17 protein-coding genes are annotated in these 15,786 nt (G+C 70.7%); 13 read left to right on the forward strand and 4 right to left on the reverse strand.

Going from position 1 to position 15,786, the window contains the following annotated elements; all coding sequences use genetic code 11:
• Positions 1–96: 96 nt before the first annotated feature.
• From ABTY62_RS19385 to ABTY62_RS19395, 3 genes are read left to right on the forward strand one after another with little or no spacing between them, the layout of a single operon-like run.
• On the forward strand, positions 97–459 hold the full coding sequence (locus tag ABTY62_RS19385; protein WP_352130633.1) for an ArsR/SmtB family transcription factor: 363 nt from the start codon (positions 97–99) through the stop codon (positions 457–459).
• On the forward strand, positions 452–3,121 hold the full coding sequence (mgtA, locus tag ABTY62_RS19390) for a magnesium-translocating P-type ATPase (protein ID WP_502997481.1): 2,670 nt from the start codon (positions 452–454) through the stop codon (positions 3,119–3,121). The genes ABTY62_RS19385 and mgtA overlap by 8 nt, the downstream gene beginning before the upstream one ends.
• A gap of 42 nt (positions 3,122–3,163) precedes the next feature.
• Positions 3,164–3,820 (forward strand): lytic transglycosylase domain-containing protein, encoded by a 657-nt coding sequence (locus ABTY62_RS19395; protein WP_352130634.1) that lies wholly within the window; start codon positions 3,164–3,166, stop codon positions 3,818–3,820.
• A gap of 48 nt (positions 3,821–3,868) precedes the next feature.
• Here ABTY62_RS19395 and ABTY62_RS19400 read toward each other — a convergent pair whose 3' ends face one another.
• A complete protein-coding gene (locus ABTY62_RS19400; protein WP_352130635.1) occupies positions 3,869–5,410 on the reverse strand; it encodes an LCP family protein in 1,542 nt (513 codons plus the stop codon).
• Positions 5,411–5,528: 118 nt separating this feature from the next.
• Between ABTY62_RS19400 and tatA the strand changes: the two genes are divergently transcribed.
• Complete coding sequence (gene tatA, locus ABTY62_RS19405; protein ID WP_352130754.1) at positions 5,529–5,807, forward strand: Sec-independent protein translocase subunit TatA; 279 nt, start codon at positions 5,529–5,531, stop codon at positions 5,805–5,807.
• 17 nt (positions 5,808–5,824) lie between these two features.
• On the opposite strand, the gene ABTY62_RS19410 is transcribed toward tatA, so the two are convergent.
• Positions 5,825–6,055 (reverse strand): hypothetical protein, encoded by a 231-nt coding sequence (locus tag ABTY62_RS19410; RefSeq protein WP_352130636.1) that lies wholly within the window; start codon positions 6,053–6,055, stop codon positions 5,825–5,827.
• Between the two features lie 298 nt (positions 6,056–6,353).
• Here ABTY62_RS19410 and ABTY62_RS19415 point away from each other — a divergent pair, with 298 nt between their 5' ends.
• On the forward strand, positions 6,354–6,929 hold the full coding sequence (locus ABTY62_RS19415; protein WP_352130637.1) for a TerD family protein: 576 nt from the start codon (positions 6,354–6,356) through the stop codon (positions 6,927–6,929).
• A 228-nt stretch (positions 6,930–7,157) separates the two neighbouring features.
• Entirely contained in the window at positions 7,158–8,303 is a 1,146-nt protein-coding gene (locus tag ABTY62_RS19420; RefSeq protein ID WP_352130638.1) for a response regulator, read from the forward strand.
• A 10-nt stretch (positions 8,304–8,313) separates the two neighbouring features.
• On the opposite strand, the gene ABTY62_RS19425 is transcribed toward ABTY62_RS19420, so the two are convergent.
• Positions 8,314–9,024 (reverse strand): DUF5324 family protein, encoded by a 711-nt coding sequence (locus ABTY62_RS19425; protein WP_352130639.1) that lies wholly within the window; start codon positions 9,022–9,024, stop codon positions 8,314–8,316.
• 301 nt (positions 9,025–9,325) lie between these two features.
• Between ABTY62_RS19425 and ABTY62_RS19430 the strand changes: the two genes are divergently transcribed.
• Entirely contained in the window at positions 9,326–9,859 is a 534-nt protein-coding gene (locus tag ABTY62_RS19430; RefSeq protein WP_352130640.1) for a peptidylprolyl isomerase, read from the forward strand.
• Positions 9,860–9,991: 132 nt separating this feature from the next.
• Positions 9,992–10,879, forward strand: a complete 888-nt coding sequence (locus tag ABTY62_RS19435) for a rhomboid family intramembrane serine protease (RefSeq protein WP_502997482.1) — start codon at positions 9,992–9,994, stop codon at positions 10,877–10,879.
• A 307-nt stretch (positions 10,880–11,186) separates the two neighbouring features.
• Here ABTY62_RS19435 and crgA read toward each other — a convergent pair whose 3' ends face one another.
• Positions 11,187–11,444, reverse strand: coding sequence for a cell division protein CrgA (gene crgA, locus ABTY62_RS19440; RefSeq protein WP_311725976.1), 258 nt, complete (start codon positions 11,442–11,444; stop codon positions 11,187–11,189).
• 145 nt (positions 11,445–11,589) lie between these two features.
• Here crgA and ABTY62_RS19445 point away from each other — a divergent pair, with 145 nt between their 5' ends.
• The 5 genes from ABTY62_RS19445 (at position 11,590) to ABTY62_RS19465 (ending at position 15,715) form a co-directional block, all read left to right on the forward strand.
• Positions 11,590–12,357 carry a DUF881 domain-containing protein gene (locus ABTY62_RS19445; protein WP_311725975.1) on the forward strand — a complete coding sequence of 256 codons (768 nt, stop codon included), beginning with the start codon at positions 11,590–11,592 and terminating at the stop codon, positions 12,355–12,357.
• Positions 12,358–12,428: 71 nt separating this feature from the next.
• Positions 12,429–13,115: a class E sortase gene (locus ABTY62_RS19450; protein WP_352130642.1), complete on the forward strand. Its 687-nt coding sequence runs from the start codon at positions 12,429–12,431 to the stop codon at positions 13,113–13,115.
• Positions 13,116–13,167: 52 nt separating this feature from the next.
• On the forward strand, positions 13,168–13,359 hold the full coding sequence (locus ABTY62_RS19455) for a hypothetical protein (RefSeq protein WP_352130763.1): 192 nt from the start codon (positions 13,168–13,170) through the stop codon (positions 13,357–13,359).
• A complete protein-coding gene (locus ABTY62_RS19460; protein ID WP_311725973.1) occupies positions 13,356–14,006 on the forward strand; it encodes an aminodeoxychorismate/anthranilate synthase component II in 651 nt (216 codons plus the stop codon). Before ABTY62_RS19455 ends, ABTY62_RS19460 begins: the two co-directional genes overlap by 4 nt.
• Positions 14,003–15,715, forward strand: a complete 1,713-nt coding sequence (locus tag ABTY62_RS19465; RefSeq protein ID WP_502997483.1) for a class E sortase — start codon at positions 14,003–14,005, stop codon at positions 15,713–15,715. The genes ABTY62_RS19460 and ABTY62_RS19465 overlap by 4 nt, the downstream gene beginning before the upstream one ends.
• The last annotated feature ends 71 nt before the right edge of the window (positions 15,716–15,786 follow it).

Here is a 15,786-nt window from a genome sequence, read left to right on the forward strand (position 1 = left end):
GCGGCCGCCCGTACCAACACGGGCGGCGAGTCCCGGCGCCTAGACTGGGCAGCGCAGATGCGGCGGCGATGACCGGGACAGGACGGGGCGAGGACTGTGGCGGCAGGCGTCGGTGGCCTCGAGGATCCGCCCGCTGAGGTGCTGACGGAGGCGGCCGCCGCGTTCGGGCTCCTGGCATCCTCGGCCCGGCTGCACATCATGTGGGCCCTGGCGCAGGGCGAGAGCGATGTGACCCATCTCGCGGACCGTGTGGGCGGGGCCCTGCCCGCAATCAGCCAGCACCTGTCGAAGCTGAAGCTCGCCGGTCTCGTCCGCTCCCGCCGAGAGGGGCGGCGCCAGGTCTACTTCGTCGACGCCCCCGACGTGGTGACCGTGGTGCAGCTGATGGTCGGCCAACTGGCTGCGCGCGCCGAGGAGGCGTCCCCACCGATGAGCAGACTGCGCGGGACCGGTGTCTGAGACCGCCGCGGCCTCGGAACCGGGCGCCGGGGCGCCCGTTCCCGGGGCCGTATCGGCACCGGGGGGCGCCTCGGTCGTCGACGCCACCGATCGGGTGACGAGCGCGCCGACCGTGTTGCAGGTGCTGCGGTATCTGGACAGCGGCCCGCGCGGACTGACCGAAGCGCAGGCCGAGGAACGCCTGCTTCGCTTCGGGGCGAACACCCTTCCGGCACGGCGCCAGGCCTCCTGGCCACGGCTGTTCGTCCGCAGCCTGCGGGATCCGTTCACTGCGGTTCTGCTGTGTCTCGGACTGGTGTCGGCGGCCGTCGCCTCGGAGGGGACCGCCTGCGTGATCCTCTTGCTGGTCGCGGTCAGCTGTGCGCTGCGCGCTTCTGGAGAGCACAGGGCGGACCGGTCCATGGCTGTGCTGCGCGGGCTGGTCGCCGCCACGGCCACCGTGCTGCGCCGCGCCCAGGAGCACGCGGAGCCGGTGGCGCGGGAGGTCCCGGTGGATGAGGTGGTGCCAGGCGATGTGATCCGTCTCGGTCCGGGCGACCTGGTCCCAGCCGACGTACGGCTGCTGCGCGCACACGGCCTGACCGTGCATCAGGCCGCGCTCACGGGCGAGTCGGCCCCTGCCACGAAGGACGCGGCCGACGCGCTGGGCGGGGTCGGTGGCGGCGTGTTCGATCAGCCGCAGATGTGCTTCCAGGGCAGCAGCGTCGCTTCCGGCAGTGGTACCGCGGTCGTCGTCGCGACGGGCACGCGGACGCGGTTCGCCGCCGCCCACGGCCGTCCGGCCGCTCGGCGCGAGGCGAGCGCCTTTGACCGTTCCGTGCACGACATCTCCTGGATCCTGATCAAGTTCATGCTGCTGACCCCGCCGCTCGTCCTCATGGCGAATGCGGCGCTGCGCGGCCGCGGACTGGAGACGCTGCCGTTCGCCGTCGCGGTGGCGGTCGGCCTGACACCGGAGATGCTGCCGGTCATCGTCACCACCTGCCTGGCCCGCGGGGCCTCGCTGCTGGCCCGCGCCCACGGGGTGATCGTCAGACGGCTGCCCGCGCTGCACGACCTCGGCGCCGTCGACGTGCTGTGCCTCGACAAGACGGGCACGCTCACCCAGGACTGCCCTGTCGTCGACCGCGCCCTGGACCCGGACGGGCGGGACGACCCCGAGGTCCTGCGCTGGGCCGCGGTGAACGCCTGGTGGACTCTCCAACTCGCCGATCCGCCCAGCCCGGACACCCTCGATGGGGCGATCCTTGACGCCACCGACGAGGACGCCCTCATGGCATACGACGGAATGGCGGCCATCCCCTTCGACCCGGTACGCCGCCTGGCCACCGCCGCCGTCCGCGCCCCGGGCCGGCTGGGAACGCACACCCTGGTCGTCAAGGGAGCGGTCGAAGCCGTCCTGGCGCGCTGTGAACTGGCGGAGGACGAGCGGAGGCGGCTGCTCGCCCTCGCCGCTCAGCAGGCGGCAACCGGCCTGCGCGTGCTGGCCATCGCCACCGCCGAACGTCCGGCCCGCATCCGCGACTACACCCCTGCCGATGAACGCGGTTTGACCTTCCGGGGTTTCGTCACCCTGCGGGACGCGCTCGCCCCCACCGCCGCCGACGCGCTGAAGGTCCTCGCCGACCGGGGTGTCACGGTCAAGATCCTCACTGGCGATCACCCCGAAACCGCTGCCCGCGCCTGCCACGACCTGAGCATCCGCGTCGCCCCGGACCGTGTTCTCACCGCCGACCGCATTGACAGCCTCAGCGACGCCGAACTCGCACATGCCGCCTCGCGCACCGCCGTCTTCGCCCGCTGCACGCCCGAGCACAAGGCCCGGATCGCCGCCGCCCTGCGATCCAGGGGGCACACCGTCGGCTTCCTCGGGGACGGTGTCAACGACCTGCCCGCGCTCCGCGCCGCTGACATCGGAATCGCCCCTCGCGACGCCGTGGCCATCACCCGCGAGACCGCCGATGTGGTGCTCGCCGAGAAGGACCTCACCGCGATCGACCATGCCATCGTGGCGGGACGCCACTCCGCCGGCAACATCGCCACGTACCTGCGCGTCGCCCTGTCCTCAAACCTCGGCAACGTGATCGCGATGCTCGCCGCCGGGCTTCTCCTCCCCTTCCTGCCCATGCTTCCGGCACAGGTCCTGGCCCAGAACCTGTGCTTCGACGCGGCACAACTCGCGTTCGCCTTCGACGGCCCGCACAAGGCGGTGCCGCACCGCCCGACCGTGCTGCGCCCCCGCGACCTGTTGCGGTTCATCACCGGCTTCGGCGTCCTCAACGCCGTCGCCGACCTGGCCACCTTCGCCGTGCTCGCGCTCACTCTGCACGGGCCCGACGCTCTCGACGACGAGGCGGTGTTCCACTCCGGCTGGTTCACCGAGAACCTGATCACTCAGGCCCTGGTGATGCTGCTCCTGCGCACTGGCCGCCGCAGCGCGGAGGGCCGCGCGCCGGGCCCGGTCGGCTGGGCGGCGGCCGCGCTGACCGTGGTAGGGCTGCTGGTGCCGGTGTCCCCGCTCGGCTCATGGTTCGGCCTCACACCCCTGCCGATCCTCTACTACCTGCTGCTTGGGGCCGTCCTGGCGCTCTACGCGGCGGCACTGGTGGTGGCCCGCACACGCTACGAGCGGCGCCTGGTCGAGCTTCGGGTGACGTCGTGAGAGCCACTTCCGGCGGCCGAGCGGGTGTGAGAGGACGGAGGCATGGCTGAATCCCGGTGGCGGTGGCGGTGGCTCACGCTGCTGGCGTTCGTGCTGGTCCTATACGTCATTGGGCGCGCGGCCCATACCCCGCAGTCCGCCTCGACGCCCGCAAAGGCGACCACCCCCGCGCCGTCCCCGTCGGCCGGCGCCTCCGTCCCGGCAGCGGCCTCGCCGTACGATCCCGCCGACTATGCCTCCCAGGTCCGCGTCCGAGCACACCAGACCGGTGTCAGCGCCCAGTTGCTGATGGCGATCCTGTACAACGAGTCGTATAAACCCCATGACCCGGATCTGGAGCGGTCCTGGCAGCGGTACAAACCAGACGCGTCCTTCGGCATCGCGAACATGCACCGGGCCGCGTTCGATGAGGCCAAGCAGGGCCGGGACTTCGCCCATCGGCGCTGGCAGGAGCTGCCCGATGACCGCGACCTCGCGATCGAGGCCGCCGCCTGGCACCTGCACGACCTTGCGGTTCAACTGCCCGTCCAGCGGTCCGCCTCCTACCGCAAGGACGAGTTGCTGGCTCTCGGATACAACGCGGGCGCGGGCAACATGCTCGCATTCGCCCGCGGCGTGACACCCGGCAGCCAGGCCCAGTCGTATCTCGACCGGCTGCACGCCAACTGGGCCAAGGCGGGCAAGGCGGTCGGTGCGTGAGGCCGAAGCCGTCGCCTGTGGCCGGGCCGGTGCCTTCGCCGGGCGGTGCTATCCGTACGACAGGTTGGAGCACACGTCGTCATCGGCGGACCGGGCGTCGTCAGCCACCTCCGTGGGTACCGCGCTGGGCTCGGCCGAGGGCTCGTCCGTCGCATACGACCTGCCCAGGATCACGCTGACGCCCGCGCTGGTTGTCGACTGGAGCCGGGCCTCGGGGAAGAGCTTGGCGACGGTCCGGGCCCGCGCCTTCTGGTCCGGTCCGTACTCGATCAGTGTGGTGGCGTGGTCCTGGGAGGGCGCGTTCGAGGTGCCGGTGACCGTGAAGCCGTGGTCGGTGAGGGCCTTGGCGGCGCGGCCGGCCAGGCCGCCGGTGGTGGTGCCGTTGTAGACCGCCACGTCGATGCCGTCGCCGGAGACGTTCTCGGAAGCGCTCGGTGACGCCGCGGAAGGCTTGGCGGTCGTCCCGCCCTTCTTGGCGCTGGCGTCCTTGCCGTCGATGGTCCGGTCGGCCTTGAGCGCGGCCCACAGGGCGTCGGCGTCCGGCTCGACGATGGCGACGCGCTCACCCTGGTAACGCCAGGGGATGGTGACGAACTTGGTGTTCTGGAGGTCGACGTTCTCCAGCGACATGGCGAACTTGATCAGCTTGGCGGCGGAGCCGAGGCCCGGGTCGACGGTCATCGACTTCGTGGCGGCTTCGGCGAGCGGCAGCAGCTTGGTCGGGGTCAGCCCGTCGCTCTTCACCTTCTTGATCAGGCTGGCGACAAATGCCTGCTGGCGCTTGATTCTGCCGATGTCCGAGCCGTCGCCGATGCCGTGCCGGATACGTACGTAGTCCAGGGCTTTCTGCCCGGAGACGGTCTGCTCGCCCTTGTGGAAGAGCCGTTCGCCGCGAGTGGTGCGGCTGGGGTTGAGGTCGCCCTGGTAAACGTCGTTCGGCAGACACACCTCCACCCCGCCCACCACGTCGGTCAGCCCGGCGAAGCCCTTGAAGTCGACGACGACCGTGTGATCCACCCGCAGCCCGGTGAGGTGTTCGACGGTGTTCAGGGTGCAGGCCGGGTTGCCCTTGGCGGTCTGTCCCACCGAGAAGGCCGCGTTGAACATGGTGTTCGTCCGCGCTGTGGTCCAGGTGCCGTCGGGGAGCTTGCAGGGCGGGATGGTGACCAGCGTGTCGCGGGGGATGGACACCGCCACGGCATGCTTGCGGTCGGCGTAGATGTGCAGCAGGAACGCGGTGTCGGAACGGCCTATGTCGTCCTTGTCGCCACCGCCGAACGCGCTGTTGCCGCCGGTGCGCGCGTCGGAGCCGATGACGAGCACGTTCTCCCCCTTGGACGAGCCCGCGGGTGGCCGGCGGTCGGAGATGCCGTCCGCGTCGAAGGTGTTGATGTTGGCGTTCAGCTTGTAGTACACCCAGGCGGCGCCGCCCGCGATCAGCACGAGCACGGAAATCGCTATGGCGAGAGAGATTCGCACCCATCTGCGCTTGCGACGCCGACCGGACTCGCTCTGCCGGGCCCCGCGGCGGGGTGGCGGTGGCGCCGTCTTCCTGTGGCGCCGAGGAGTCACGTCGTGGCTGGTCGTCATGCGCGCCCTCATCCGTCCGGCTCATACGGAGGGGGCGCCGGGCCCCGCCCCACAGTTGTACAGTTGCGCAATGTAGCAATCATTTCGGCCGGCCGGTGAAGAGAATGGGGTGAGCGGGATGCTCCGCAACGGGCTGGAACCCTGGCATCTGCTGATCGTGGCGATCGTCGTCATCATGGTGTTCGGGTCGAAGAAGCTGCCGGACACCGCTCGGGCTCTGGGCAAGTCGGTGCGCATCCTCAAAAGCGAAGCCAAGGCCATGAAGGAAGACGGCGCCGCGCGGTCCGCCACCCCTTCCGGTGACGGCTCCGGGTCGCAGACTTCGCGGGGCGTCCAGGTCACGCCGGGCGACGCGGCCACGGCCCGTCAGGTCCCGGAGGACGGCGCCGCCCGCTGAGCCTCACCCCGCGCCGATCAGGGGCTCGCCCCGTCGAAGCCGTACCGCAGCGGCTCGTGCTTCACGCGGTAGTCGAGGCGGTAGATGTACAGCGCCTCCGCGCGCACATCGCCAGGGGGCGCATCCACCTCGCACGGGTATGTCACCTGAATCGTCTCCGGTCGGCCGGTGACCCGCATCCGCAGTCCGCCCGCGGGGCCCCCGTCGAGTGTCGCAGTTTCCGATCCCGTCGCGTCGCCGGTTTTCATGCTCAACACTTTAGTAGTTGCGCAACTTTGTAACTACTGTGTGCTGGGTCACGCGTGTGTCGTTGGGTGCCGAACGTCTTCGCGCGTGGATCCTCGAACGTGCGTTCCTCGGTGGGCTGTCGGCGTGATGAGCTCCAACAGGCCCGCATCGAAAGGTGTCTGAGGATCCTCGTCTCCGTCGTCGCCGGGATGTCTCCGGCGGGAATACTTTAGAGGTTGCGCAAATGTGGAACCATGGCGCTGGGGTCCGCGTTGGAACCAGTGACCATAAGACAGCCCACCGTCGGGAGGATGAGTGATGGGTGTTTCCCTGTCCAAGGGCGGCAATGTATCGCTGAGCAAGGAGGCGCCGGGGCTGAGCGCGGTGCTGGTGGGGCTGGGTTGGGACGTGCGCACCACCACCGGCGCGGACCATGACCTGGACGCCTCGGCGCTGCTGCTGAACGCCTCCGGCAAGGTCGTCTCGGACCAGCACTTTGTCTTCTACAACAATCTGAAGAGCCCGGATGGCTCGGTGGAGCACACCGGTGACAACCTGACCGGCGAGGGCGAGGGCGACGACGAGACGGTCAAGGTGAACCTGGTGGCTGTGCCCGCCGAGATCGCGCGGATTGTCTTTCCGGTGTCGATCCATGACGCCGAGGCGCGCGGGCAGAGCTTCGGCCAGGTGCGCAACGCGTTCATCCGCGTGGTGAACCAGGCCGACAACCAGGAGATCGCCCGCTACGACCTGTCCGAGGACGCTTCCACCGAGACCGCGATGGTCTTCGGCGAGCTGTACCGGCACGGTGGCGAGTGGAAGTTCCGCGCGGTCGGCCAGGGATACGCCTCGGGCCTGCGCGGCATCGCCGCCGACTTCGGCGTCAACGTCTGAACGGGGCCCTGAGTCTCCCGCCGACCGCCTGACACTCCGGGGCTCCCGCCGCAGCGGGCGGTCGCTCAGCGCCCCGTTCCGGGGCATTGTCCTCCCGCATGTTGCCCGATGTTGCCGCTCTCGCGGTTGTCGCGTGCAACACCACGTCGATCCCCCACGCTGGCCTCAACTCGGGCAAGCGGTCCGGGAGTCGTCTGGTCGGCGCGATCAGCCGTGCAGGGAGACAAGATGCGTGAGCTGCGGCCATTGGGTGATGGTCTGAGCGAGGAATGCCGGGAATTCGCCCTGGCGCTGCGGAACCTGTTCAAGGGGCTGGATGTCTCGGTGCGCAGATACGCCGCGCGCAGGCACCGCGATCCGGGCACGCTCTCGCGCTATCTGAGCGGGATGCGCATCCCGCCGTGGGAGTTCGTGCAGGACCTGTTCACCGATCTCGCCGAGCGGCGGGGCGCCGCGGCGACCCCGGCCGCCATCGAGCTGGTGCGGGAGCTGCACCGGGCCGCGGTGCACACGAGCGGCTCGCCCGGCCACGCGATGGAGATCCTCCAGCATCAGCTGGCGGACGCCGACCGGGAGGCCCGGGCGTCCAGCGTGAAGGAGGACGTGCTCGGTGAGGCGCTGCTGGACCGCCAGCACCGCATCGCCGATCTCGAGGTGCGGCTGAGCCAGCTGGAGTCGGAGTGGGCGGCCGAGCGGATGCGGGCGGACACGCTGGAGTTGGGCCTTCCCGATCACGCGGAGCTGATCAAGGAGCGGGACATGCTCCGGCGCGAGGTGAAGCGCCTCGCCGAGGAGCTGGAGGACGTGCGGCTGCGCGGAATGCTGGCGGAGGACCGCTGCCAGATGCTGGAGCGGCAGCTGGCCATGGTGGAGTCCCAGCGCCCCGCGGCGGCCCCGGGGCCGGAGGAGGTGCCCGACGCCTCCGCGGGGCCCGCGATGGCCAAGCCCTGCTCGGGGCTCCGCCCGAAGATCCTCGTGGTCGACGACCAGCACAACAACCTGCTGGCCATGGAGGCCGTGCTGGCCACACTGGACCAGGAGCTGGTGACCGCGGCCTCGGGGCAGGAGGCCCTCAAGGCGCTGCTCGACCACGACGACTTCGCGGTGATCCTGCTGGATGTGCAGATGCCGGAGATGGACGGCTACGAGACCGCGGCCCATATCCAGCGGCGGTCCCGTAACCGGGACATCCCGATCATCTTCCTGACCGCGATGGGCGCCGACCCGGAGCACTCCTCCCGGGGATACGCGGCCGGCGCGGTGGACTACATCGCCAAGCCGTTCGATCCCTGGGCGCTGCGCGCCAAGGTCTCCGTCTTCACGGAGATCTTTCTGGAGAGGCGCCGGTACAGCGAGCGCGCCGCCGCCCACTGACCGGCCCGGTTCAGCGCTCCTTCTTCTCGTCCGCCTGCTTGGCCTGCGCCTCGGGGTCGAGCGCGGACTGGTCGCTGCCGTCCACCGACGTCAGCGGTTCGCGCCCGCCCACCTCGGTCGCCGCCGGGGGCTCGACCAGCCAGTCGGGGTTGGCCTGCCTGTCCCACCACTTCCACGCGGCGAGGGCAACGGCGCCCACGAGGCCGGCGAAGATCGCGCGCTTGGCGATGCGGCCGGTGCGCGCCCTGCGGCGGTGCCGCTTGGCGACTCTGTTGATGTCGGCCGCGGTGACGCTCCCGTGCAGGGCGGCGAGGGCCGCGGCGCTCCGGATGAGGGCCTCCTCGCGCATCGGCCCGGCGGCGGTGCGCACCCCGGCGATCACGAGCCGGACGCGCGGCGCGGTGTACCGGGCGGCCCGGCGTGCCGCCCTGCGGGTGCGGACGGTGGCGCGGGTGGCGGCGGCGTCGACCCCTCGGGGCAGGGTGCCGCGGGCCTGGGTCAGCCGCGGTGCGATGTGCACGTGGTACTGGACGCCGGCGGTGTGGCGGGCGTGGTGTGCGGCGTGCGTAACCTTCGGCGCCAGCTGTACGCGGGCCGTGTGCGCGTAGCGCGCGGCGGTGCCCTTGGCCGTGCCGGCGTAGGGTGCCACCGCCTCCGCGGCGTGCAGGAAGCTGCCCTTGGCGGTGCCGGTCGCGGCTCGCACGCTGTCCATGCGGGTCACGGGATCCTCCTCCTCGGTGGCGGTGCTGCGGTCGTGAGGCGTTCTGTCCTTAAAGTGTTTTATATGGTGTTCTGGTCATTATGAAGATCATGCCGGTTCGCGGGGCGCCGGGCACGCGTGGTCGGGCATCCGGGGCACACGGGCGACCCGGGCACGTGCGGCTTCCCGTCCGGGGCAGGTACGGGTTCCCGTCCGAGGCGGCATGAATCGCGTGCGCCGCGCGCGGCTTCGGCGGGTACGCGTCCGTCCGGCGTCCGTGCGAGGATCGGGGGACCGCAGTGAAACCTATGGAAGGTAGATCGTGGCTGAGCAGCTCTACGCCACCCTGAAGACGAACAATGGCGACATCGTGGTCCGGCTGCTGCCGAACCACGCCCCGAAGACGGTCAAGAACTTCGTGGAGCTCGCCGAGGGCACCCGTGAGTGGACCCACCCGGCGACCGGTAAGCGGGCCAAGGAGAAGCTGTACGACGGCACCGTCTTCCACCGCGTCATCAGCGGCTTCATGATCCAGGGCGGTGACCCGCTGGGGAACGGCACCGGTGGCCCCGGCTATGAGTTCGCCGACGAGTTCCACCCGGACCTGTCGTTCAACAAGCCGTACCTGCTGGCGATGGCCAACGCCGGCCCGGGGACCAACGGCTCGCAGTTCTTCATCACCGTCGCGCCCACCACGTGGCTGACCGGCAAGCACACCATCTTCGGTGAGGTCGTCGACGAGGCGAGCCAGAAGGTTGTGGACGCGATCGTGGGCACCTCGACCAACCCGCGGACCGACCGGCCGCTCAACGACGTCGTCATCGAGTCGGTCGTCGTGGAGACCCGCGAGGGCTGACCTCGTACGGTTCGGTTCCGGGCCGCACAGGACCCGGCGACGGGAACTTCGCGCCCCGCCTGTCCGTCTTGACGGCAGGCAGGCGGGCGCGTGGGCCCGGTGCGAGCATGGAGTGCAGGGCAAGGGGAGACGATGGAGGACCAGGCGGTCTGCTGCTATCGGCACCCGCAGCGGGAGACCGGCATAAGCTGTGTCCGCTGTGAGCGGCCGATCTGCCCGGAGTGCATGATCAGCGCCTCGGTCGGTTTCCAGTGCCCGGATTGTGTGCGCGGCGGTGGACAGGGCTCCTCCGCTGGTCCCGCTCCGGCGGGGCATACGGTGCGGGATGCCAGGCCGCGCACGATAGCGGGCGGCGCCCTCACCTCCGATCCGCGGCTGCTCACCAAGATCCTCATCGGGATCAACCTCGCCGTGTGGTTCATGGCGCTCGCGGTCGGCGACCACTTCGTCAACGCCCTCGATCTGGTGGGCCGGGCGTACGACCCGGGCACCAACAGCCTGGTGGGCGTCGCCGAGGGTCAGTGGTACCGGCTGCTCACCTCGGTCTTCCTGCACCAGCAGCCCATCCACATCGCCTTCAACATGCTGTCGCTGTGGTGGCTCGGCGGGCCGCTGGAGGCGGCGCTCGGCCGGGCCCGCTATCTCACGGTGTATCTGCTGGCCGGGCTGGGCGGCAGCGCGCTGTCATATCTGCTCGCGGCGCAGAACCAGCCCTCGCTGGGCGCCTCCGGTGCGATCTTCGGCCTGCTGGGCGCGACGGCGGTCCTGATGCGCCGCCTCCGGTACGACATGCGGCCGGTCATCGCGCTGCTCGTGCTGAACCTGCTCTTCACCTTCACCTGGGCCAACATCTCCTGGCAGGCCCATGTGGGCGGGCTGGTGGTCGGCACGGTGGTGGCGTACGGGATGGTGCACGCGCCGCGCGAGAAGCGCGCGCTGGTGCAGCAGGGCACCTGTGTGCTGGCGCTGCTCGTGATCGTCGCGATGGTGTGGGTGCGCACGATGGAGCTGACCGGCTGACCGGCCGGTCCACCGGCGGGCTGGCCTGCCGGTGCGCGGGCCGGTGCACGGGTTGGCCTCCGGGATATCCGCAGCACAGTTGTCCACAGCGAGCGGCCGATCTTGTGCAAGCTGTGGAGAACATCAGTGCGGGTCCGCACTCATCTGCGTTTTCGCAGGCAGAAGCCGGTGTCAACGATCGAACGGAAGTGCTCGGCCGATCACACCGGCGTCAATGCGGCGGAAGTTATCCACAGATCTTCTGAGTTTTCCCCGGCTGTGGATAACTCTGTGGACGACCAGGGTGCGGAGGATCGGAGAGCCGATCCTACTTCCACTGGGTGGAGACCACGAACCCGGCGGCGATGAAGCCGAAGCCGACCACGATGTTCCAGTTGCCCAGGGATTCGACAGGCATGTCCCCGGTGGTCACATAGAACATCACGATCCAGGCGAGGCCGATGAGGAACATCGCCAGCATCAGCGGAGCCACCCAGCGGCGGCCGCTGTTCAGGCTGATGCTAGTGGCCTGCTTCGCCGGCGGCGGCGTGAAGTCGTCCTTCTTGCGGATCCGTGACTTCGGCACGAGGAACTCTCCTGTCGATGCGCTGCGTAACCGCGCGGATTGGTACGGACGGCGCCGGGTCGGGACCGGCCGGGGGACCACGCCCTTCCCTTGTGGGCGTCAGTTAGCGTAGTCCTTCCGCGGCGTCGTAAGGAGTAAGGGTACGTTGAGCAATTCCGCCGGCACCCCCACCCCGGGCCCCCGCCGCCCCGCCTTCCGCCCCGTCCGTCTGCTGACCGCCGCGGTCTTCGCGCTCGCCGGACTGATCTTCTGGACCAGCTTCAACACCGCCCAGGGCACCAATCTCCGCAGCGACGAGTCCATGCTGCGGCTGTCCGACCTGATCCAGGAGCGCAGCCGCAAGAACGCCCAGCTCGACGACGGCGCCGCCCAGCTGCGCTCGCGGGTCGACGCCCTCGCCCGCCGCGACAACGGCGCCACCGACGCCGAGCGCCGCGAGCTCGCGGCGCTTGAGCGGGCCGCGGGCACCGAGAAGCTCACCGGAACGGGGCTCTCCGTCACCCTCACCGACGCCCCGCCGAACGCCACGGCGAAGATCCCCGGAGTGCCCGAGCCGCAGCCCAACGACCTCGTCATCCACCAGCAGGACCTCCAGGCCGTGGTCAACGCGCTGTGGCAGGGCGGCGCCCGGGGGATCAAGGTCATGGACCAGCGGCTGATCTCGACCAGCGCGGTGCGCTGCGTCGGCAACACCCTGATCCTCCAGGGCCGGGTCTACTCGCCGCCGTACACGATCACCGCCGTCGGCGACCGGGGCAAGCTGCGCGCCGCGCTGACCGCCTCCCCCGCCATCCAGAACTACCGCAGCTACGTCGAGGCGTACGGGCTCGGCTGGAAAGTCGCCCAGCACGACCGCGTGACTCTGCCCGGCTACTCCGGCACAGTGGACCTGCACTACGCCCAGCCCCAGTGAGCTGAACCCGGGAAACCCGGCAAGCGCAGCAAGCGCGGCAAACGCCGCGAACACGGACAGGTGTGCGGCCGATGAGGGTGCGACTGGTCATCAGGACGCTCAGCGAGGTGTGCCTCACCGTCGGCACCGTGATCGTCCTCTTCGTCGTCTACATCCTGTACTGGACCGGGGTCCGCGCCGACCGCGCGATGGACGGGGAGATCGACCGGCTTCAGGACCGATGGGCGACCGGCCCCGTCGGCGGCGCGGCGACGGCGGCGCAGGGCCGGGCCGAGCCGCCCCCGTACCGGGACGGCTCCTCCTTCGCGATCATGTACATCCCGCGCTTCGGCACCGACTGGGTCAAGCCGGTCCTCGAGGGCACCGCGACCGACACCCTGAAGAAGGGCCTGGGCCACTACGCGCGCACCGCCCGCCTCGGCGCCCGGGGCAACTTCGCCGTCGCCGGGCACCGCCGCACCTATGGCGACCCGTTCAAGGACTTCCCCCGGCTGCGCCCCGGCGACGCCGTGGTGCTGACCGACGGCACGACCTGGTACACGTACCGCATCGACCAGCGGCCCTACCGCACGCTGCCCACCGACATCGGCGTGATCGACCCGGTGCCGCGCAAGTCCGGATTCCGGGGCCCGGGCCGCTATCTGACCCTCACCACCTGTGAGCCGGAGTGGGGGCACAGCCACCGGCTGATCGCATGGGCACATCTGGACGCCACCCGTCCAGTGACCGAAGGCAAGCCGGAAGCTTTGCTCCACTGACCCACCGGCCCCAGGCCCGGCCCCTTACTCTGGTGCAGTCGACTTCTTCGTCGTGGGTAGGGATGGCATGTACGGCTGGATCTGGCGGCATCTGCCGGGTAACGCATGGGTGCGGGCGCTGATTTCGCTCGTCCTGGTGCTGGCGATCGTCTTCGTGCTCTTCCAGTACGTCTTCCCGTGGGCGGAGCCCCTGCTTCCGTTCGGCGACGTGACGGTTGACGAGGGAATGGCGGGTCCCCGGTGAGCGCACGCATCCTGGTCGTCGACAACTACGACAGCTTCGTCTTCAACCTGGTCCAGTACCTCTACCAGCTCGGCGCCGAGTGCGAGGTGCTGCGCAACGACGAAGTGGCCCTGGGCCACGCCCAGGACGGCTTCGACGGCGTCCTGCTCTCCCCGGGCCCCGGCACCCCCGAAGAGGCGGGCGTCTGCGTCGACATGGTGCGGCACTGCGCGGACACCGGAGTGCCGGTCTTCGGCGTCTGCCTGGGGATGCAGTCCATGGCCGTCGCGTACGGCGGGGTCGTCGGGCGCGCTCCCGAGCTGCTGCACGGCAAGACCTCGCTCGTGACGCACCAGGGCGCGGGGGTCTTCCGCGGCCTGCCGTCGCCCTTCACCGCCACCCGCTACCACTCGCTGGCCGTCGAACGGGACACCGTCCCGGACGAGTTGGAGATCACGGCCTGGACGGAGACGGGCATCGCGATGGGGCTGCGCCACCGTCGGCTGCGCGTCGAGGGCGTGCAGTTCCATCCCGAGTCGGTGCTCACCGAATGGGGTCACCGCATGCTCGCCAACTGGCTCGAGGAGTGCGGCGACACGGGGGCGGTGGGACGGTCGGCGGGCCTGGCCCCCGTGGTGGGGACGGTCGGCGGCAAGGCCGGCGAGTGACCGCACTGCGCCCCGAGCGCGAGGGCGCGCCCCAAGGCGCCCAGGAGCCCGACCCCTACGCGTCGTACGAGCCGAGCGGGCCGCACGACGCCTATGACGATGCCTATGGGGGGACGGACGCGTTCGCGGCGGCTGTGGAGGGGCTGGACGACCCCCTGACCGACCCGCTGCCGAGACCCTCGCCGGGGCTGGTGCCGGGGATCGTGACCGGGCCCGCCCCGGGACCTGTGGCCGGGTCCACAACAGGGTCCACACCAGGGCCCGCTACGGGGCCCGCCACAGGGCCGGACGCACGGCCGAACCCACGGCGCGCCACGGGGCCCGACAGACGGCCCGGCGCAGGGGCCGCACCAGGACCCACCACGGGGCCCGTGACGGGAGCCGCCAGAACGGCCGCTGCCGGGCCTGTGGCGGGGCATACGGCCTCGCCTGTGCCAGGACCCGCCCCGGCCTCCGAGGGGCCCCCTGGAGGCCCGTCCCGGGCCCGTCACCGCCGCGCCCCCGCGCCACCCGCCGGGCCCGCCGATCCGGAGGCGACGGCCGTGCTGTCGCCGGTGCCCGCGGCGGAGGCTCCGGAGGCTCCGACGGTTCCGACGGTTCCGACGGTGGGTTCCGGCCGACGGCGGGCTCCGGCGGCCGACGACGAGACCGTGGCGCTGCGCGCGGTCCAGCCTCTCCAGGGCGACGACCAGACGGTGCTGCTGCGGCAGGTCCAGGCGCCCCCCGCCCCGGCGGAGACGGGCGGGGCGGAATCCGGCGGCCCGAGGTCCGGCGACGGCGGGGGCGAGCCGGGCGCCGCGGCCGGCCCGCAGGACCCGCCGTCCGGGGGCCGGGCCGCCCGTCGGCGGGCAGCGCAGGCGGCGGCCAGGCGCGGCGGCGGCAGAGGAGGGGCCCGCGCGCGCGGCGGAGCGGGCGGCAAGGGCGACAGCGCTACGAGTACCGCCGCCGAGGCCGGGAGCGGGCCGCGGACGACGGCGGCCGCGCCCCGTACCCGTATGGAGGCCAAGCGCGCCGCCCGGGCGCGCAAGGACAGCCCCGCCGTCGTCGTGAGCCGTCTCGTCGGTGAGCTGTTCATCACCGTCGGCGTGCTGATGCTGCTCTTCGTGACGTACCAGCTGTGGTGGACCAACATCCGGGCTCACCAGCAGGCGAACAGCGCCGCCGACAGCCTCCAGAAGAAGTGGGACCGGGACGGCGCCGGGAACCGCGATCCGGGCACGTTCTCGCCCGGCGAGGGGTTCGCGCTCCTCTACATCCCCAAGCTGGACGTCAAGGCCCCGATCGCCGAGGGGATCAGCAAGCTGAAGGTCCTCGACCACGGCATGGTCGGCCACTACAACGAGGGCAAGCTGAAGACCGCCATGCCCTGGGACAAGAAGGGCAACTTCGCGCTGGCCGGGCACCGCAACACCCACGGCGAGCCGTTCCGGTACATCAACAATCTCAAGCCCGGCGACAAGATCGTCGTGGAGACGCAGAGCGCGTACTTCACCTACGAGATGACCAGCATCCTGCCGCAGACCCCGCCCTCGAACACGGGGGTGATCGGTCCGGTGCCGCCTGGCTCAGGCTTCACGAAGCCGGGCCGCTACATCACCCTGACGACCTGCACCCCCGAGTTCACCAGCAAATACCGCATGATCGTCTGGGGCAAGATGGTCGACGAGCGGCCGCGGAGCAAGGGCAAGCCTGACGCGTTGGTCCAGTGAGCGAGCACGGCCGGGAACTCAGCAAGACCGGGCAGCCAGAAAGACCCGGAAGACCGGGAAAAGAGGTACGA

Origin of the sequence: Streptomyces sp. NPDC097640 (genome assembly GCF_040302705.1) — a bacterium.
In the GTDB taxonomy this organism is placed as follows: domain Bacteria; phylum Actinomycetota; class Actinomycetes; order Streptomycetales; family Streptomycetaceae; genus Streptomyces.

Excerpts from the sequence above, each read along its gene's own strand:
- ABTY62_RS19395 (WP_352130634.1), top strand. The coding sequence starts at position 3,164 with ATGGCTGAATCCCGGTGGCGGTGGCGGTGGCTCACGCTGCTGGCGTTC.
- ABTY62_RS19450 (WP_352130642.1), top strand. The coding sequence starts at position 12,429 with ATGAGGGTGCGACTGGTCATCAGGACGCTCAGCGAGGTGTGCCTCACC.
- ABTY62_RS19400 (WP_352130635.1), bottom strand. The coding sequence starts at position 5,410 with ATGACGACCAGCCACGACGTGACTCCTCGGCGCCACAGGAAGACGGCG.
- ABTY62_RS19415 (WP_352130637.1), top strand. The coding sequence starts at position 6,354 with ATGGGTGTTTCCCTGTCCAAGGGCGGCAATGTATCGCTGAGCAAGGAG.
- ABTY62_RS19435 (WP_502997482.1), top strand. The coding sequence starts at position 9,992 with ATGGAGGACCAGGCGGTCTGCTGCTATCGGCACCCGCAGCGGGAGACC.
- ABTY62_RS19410 (WP_352130636.1), bottom strand. The coding sequence starts at position 6,055 with ATGAAAACCGGCGACGCGACGGGATCGGAAACTGCGACACTCGACGGG.
- tatA (WP_352130754.1), top strand. The coding sequence starts at position 5,529 with ATGCTCCGCAACGGGCTGGAACCCTGGCATCTGCTGATCGTGGCGATC.
- ABTY62_RS19420 (WP_352130638.1), top strand. The coding sequence starts at position 7,158 with ATGCGTGAGCTGCGGCCATTGGGTGATGGTCTGAGCGAGGAATGCCGG.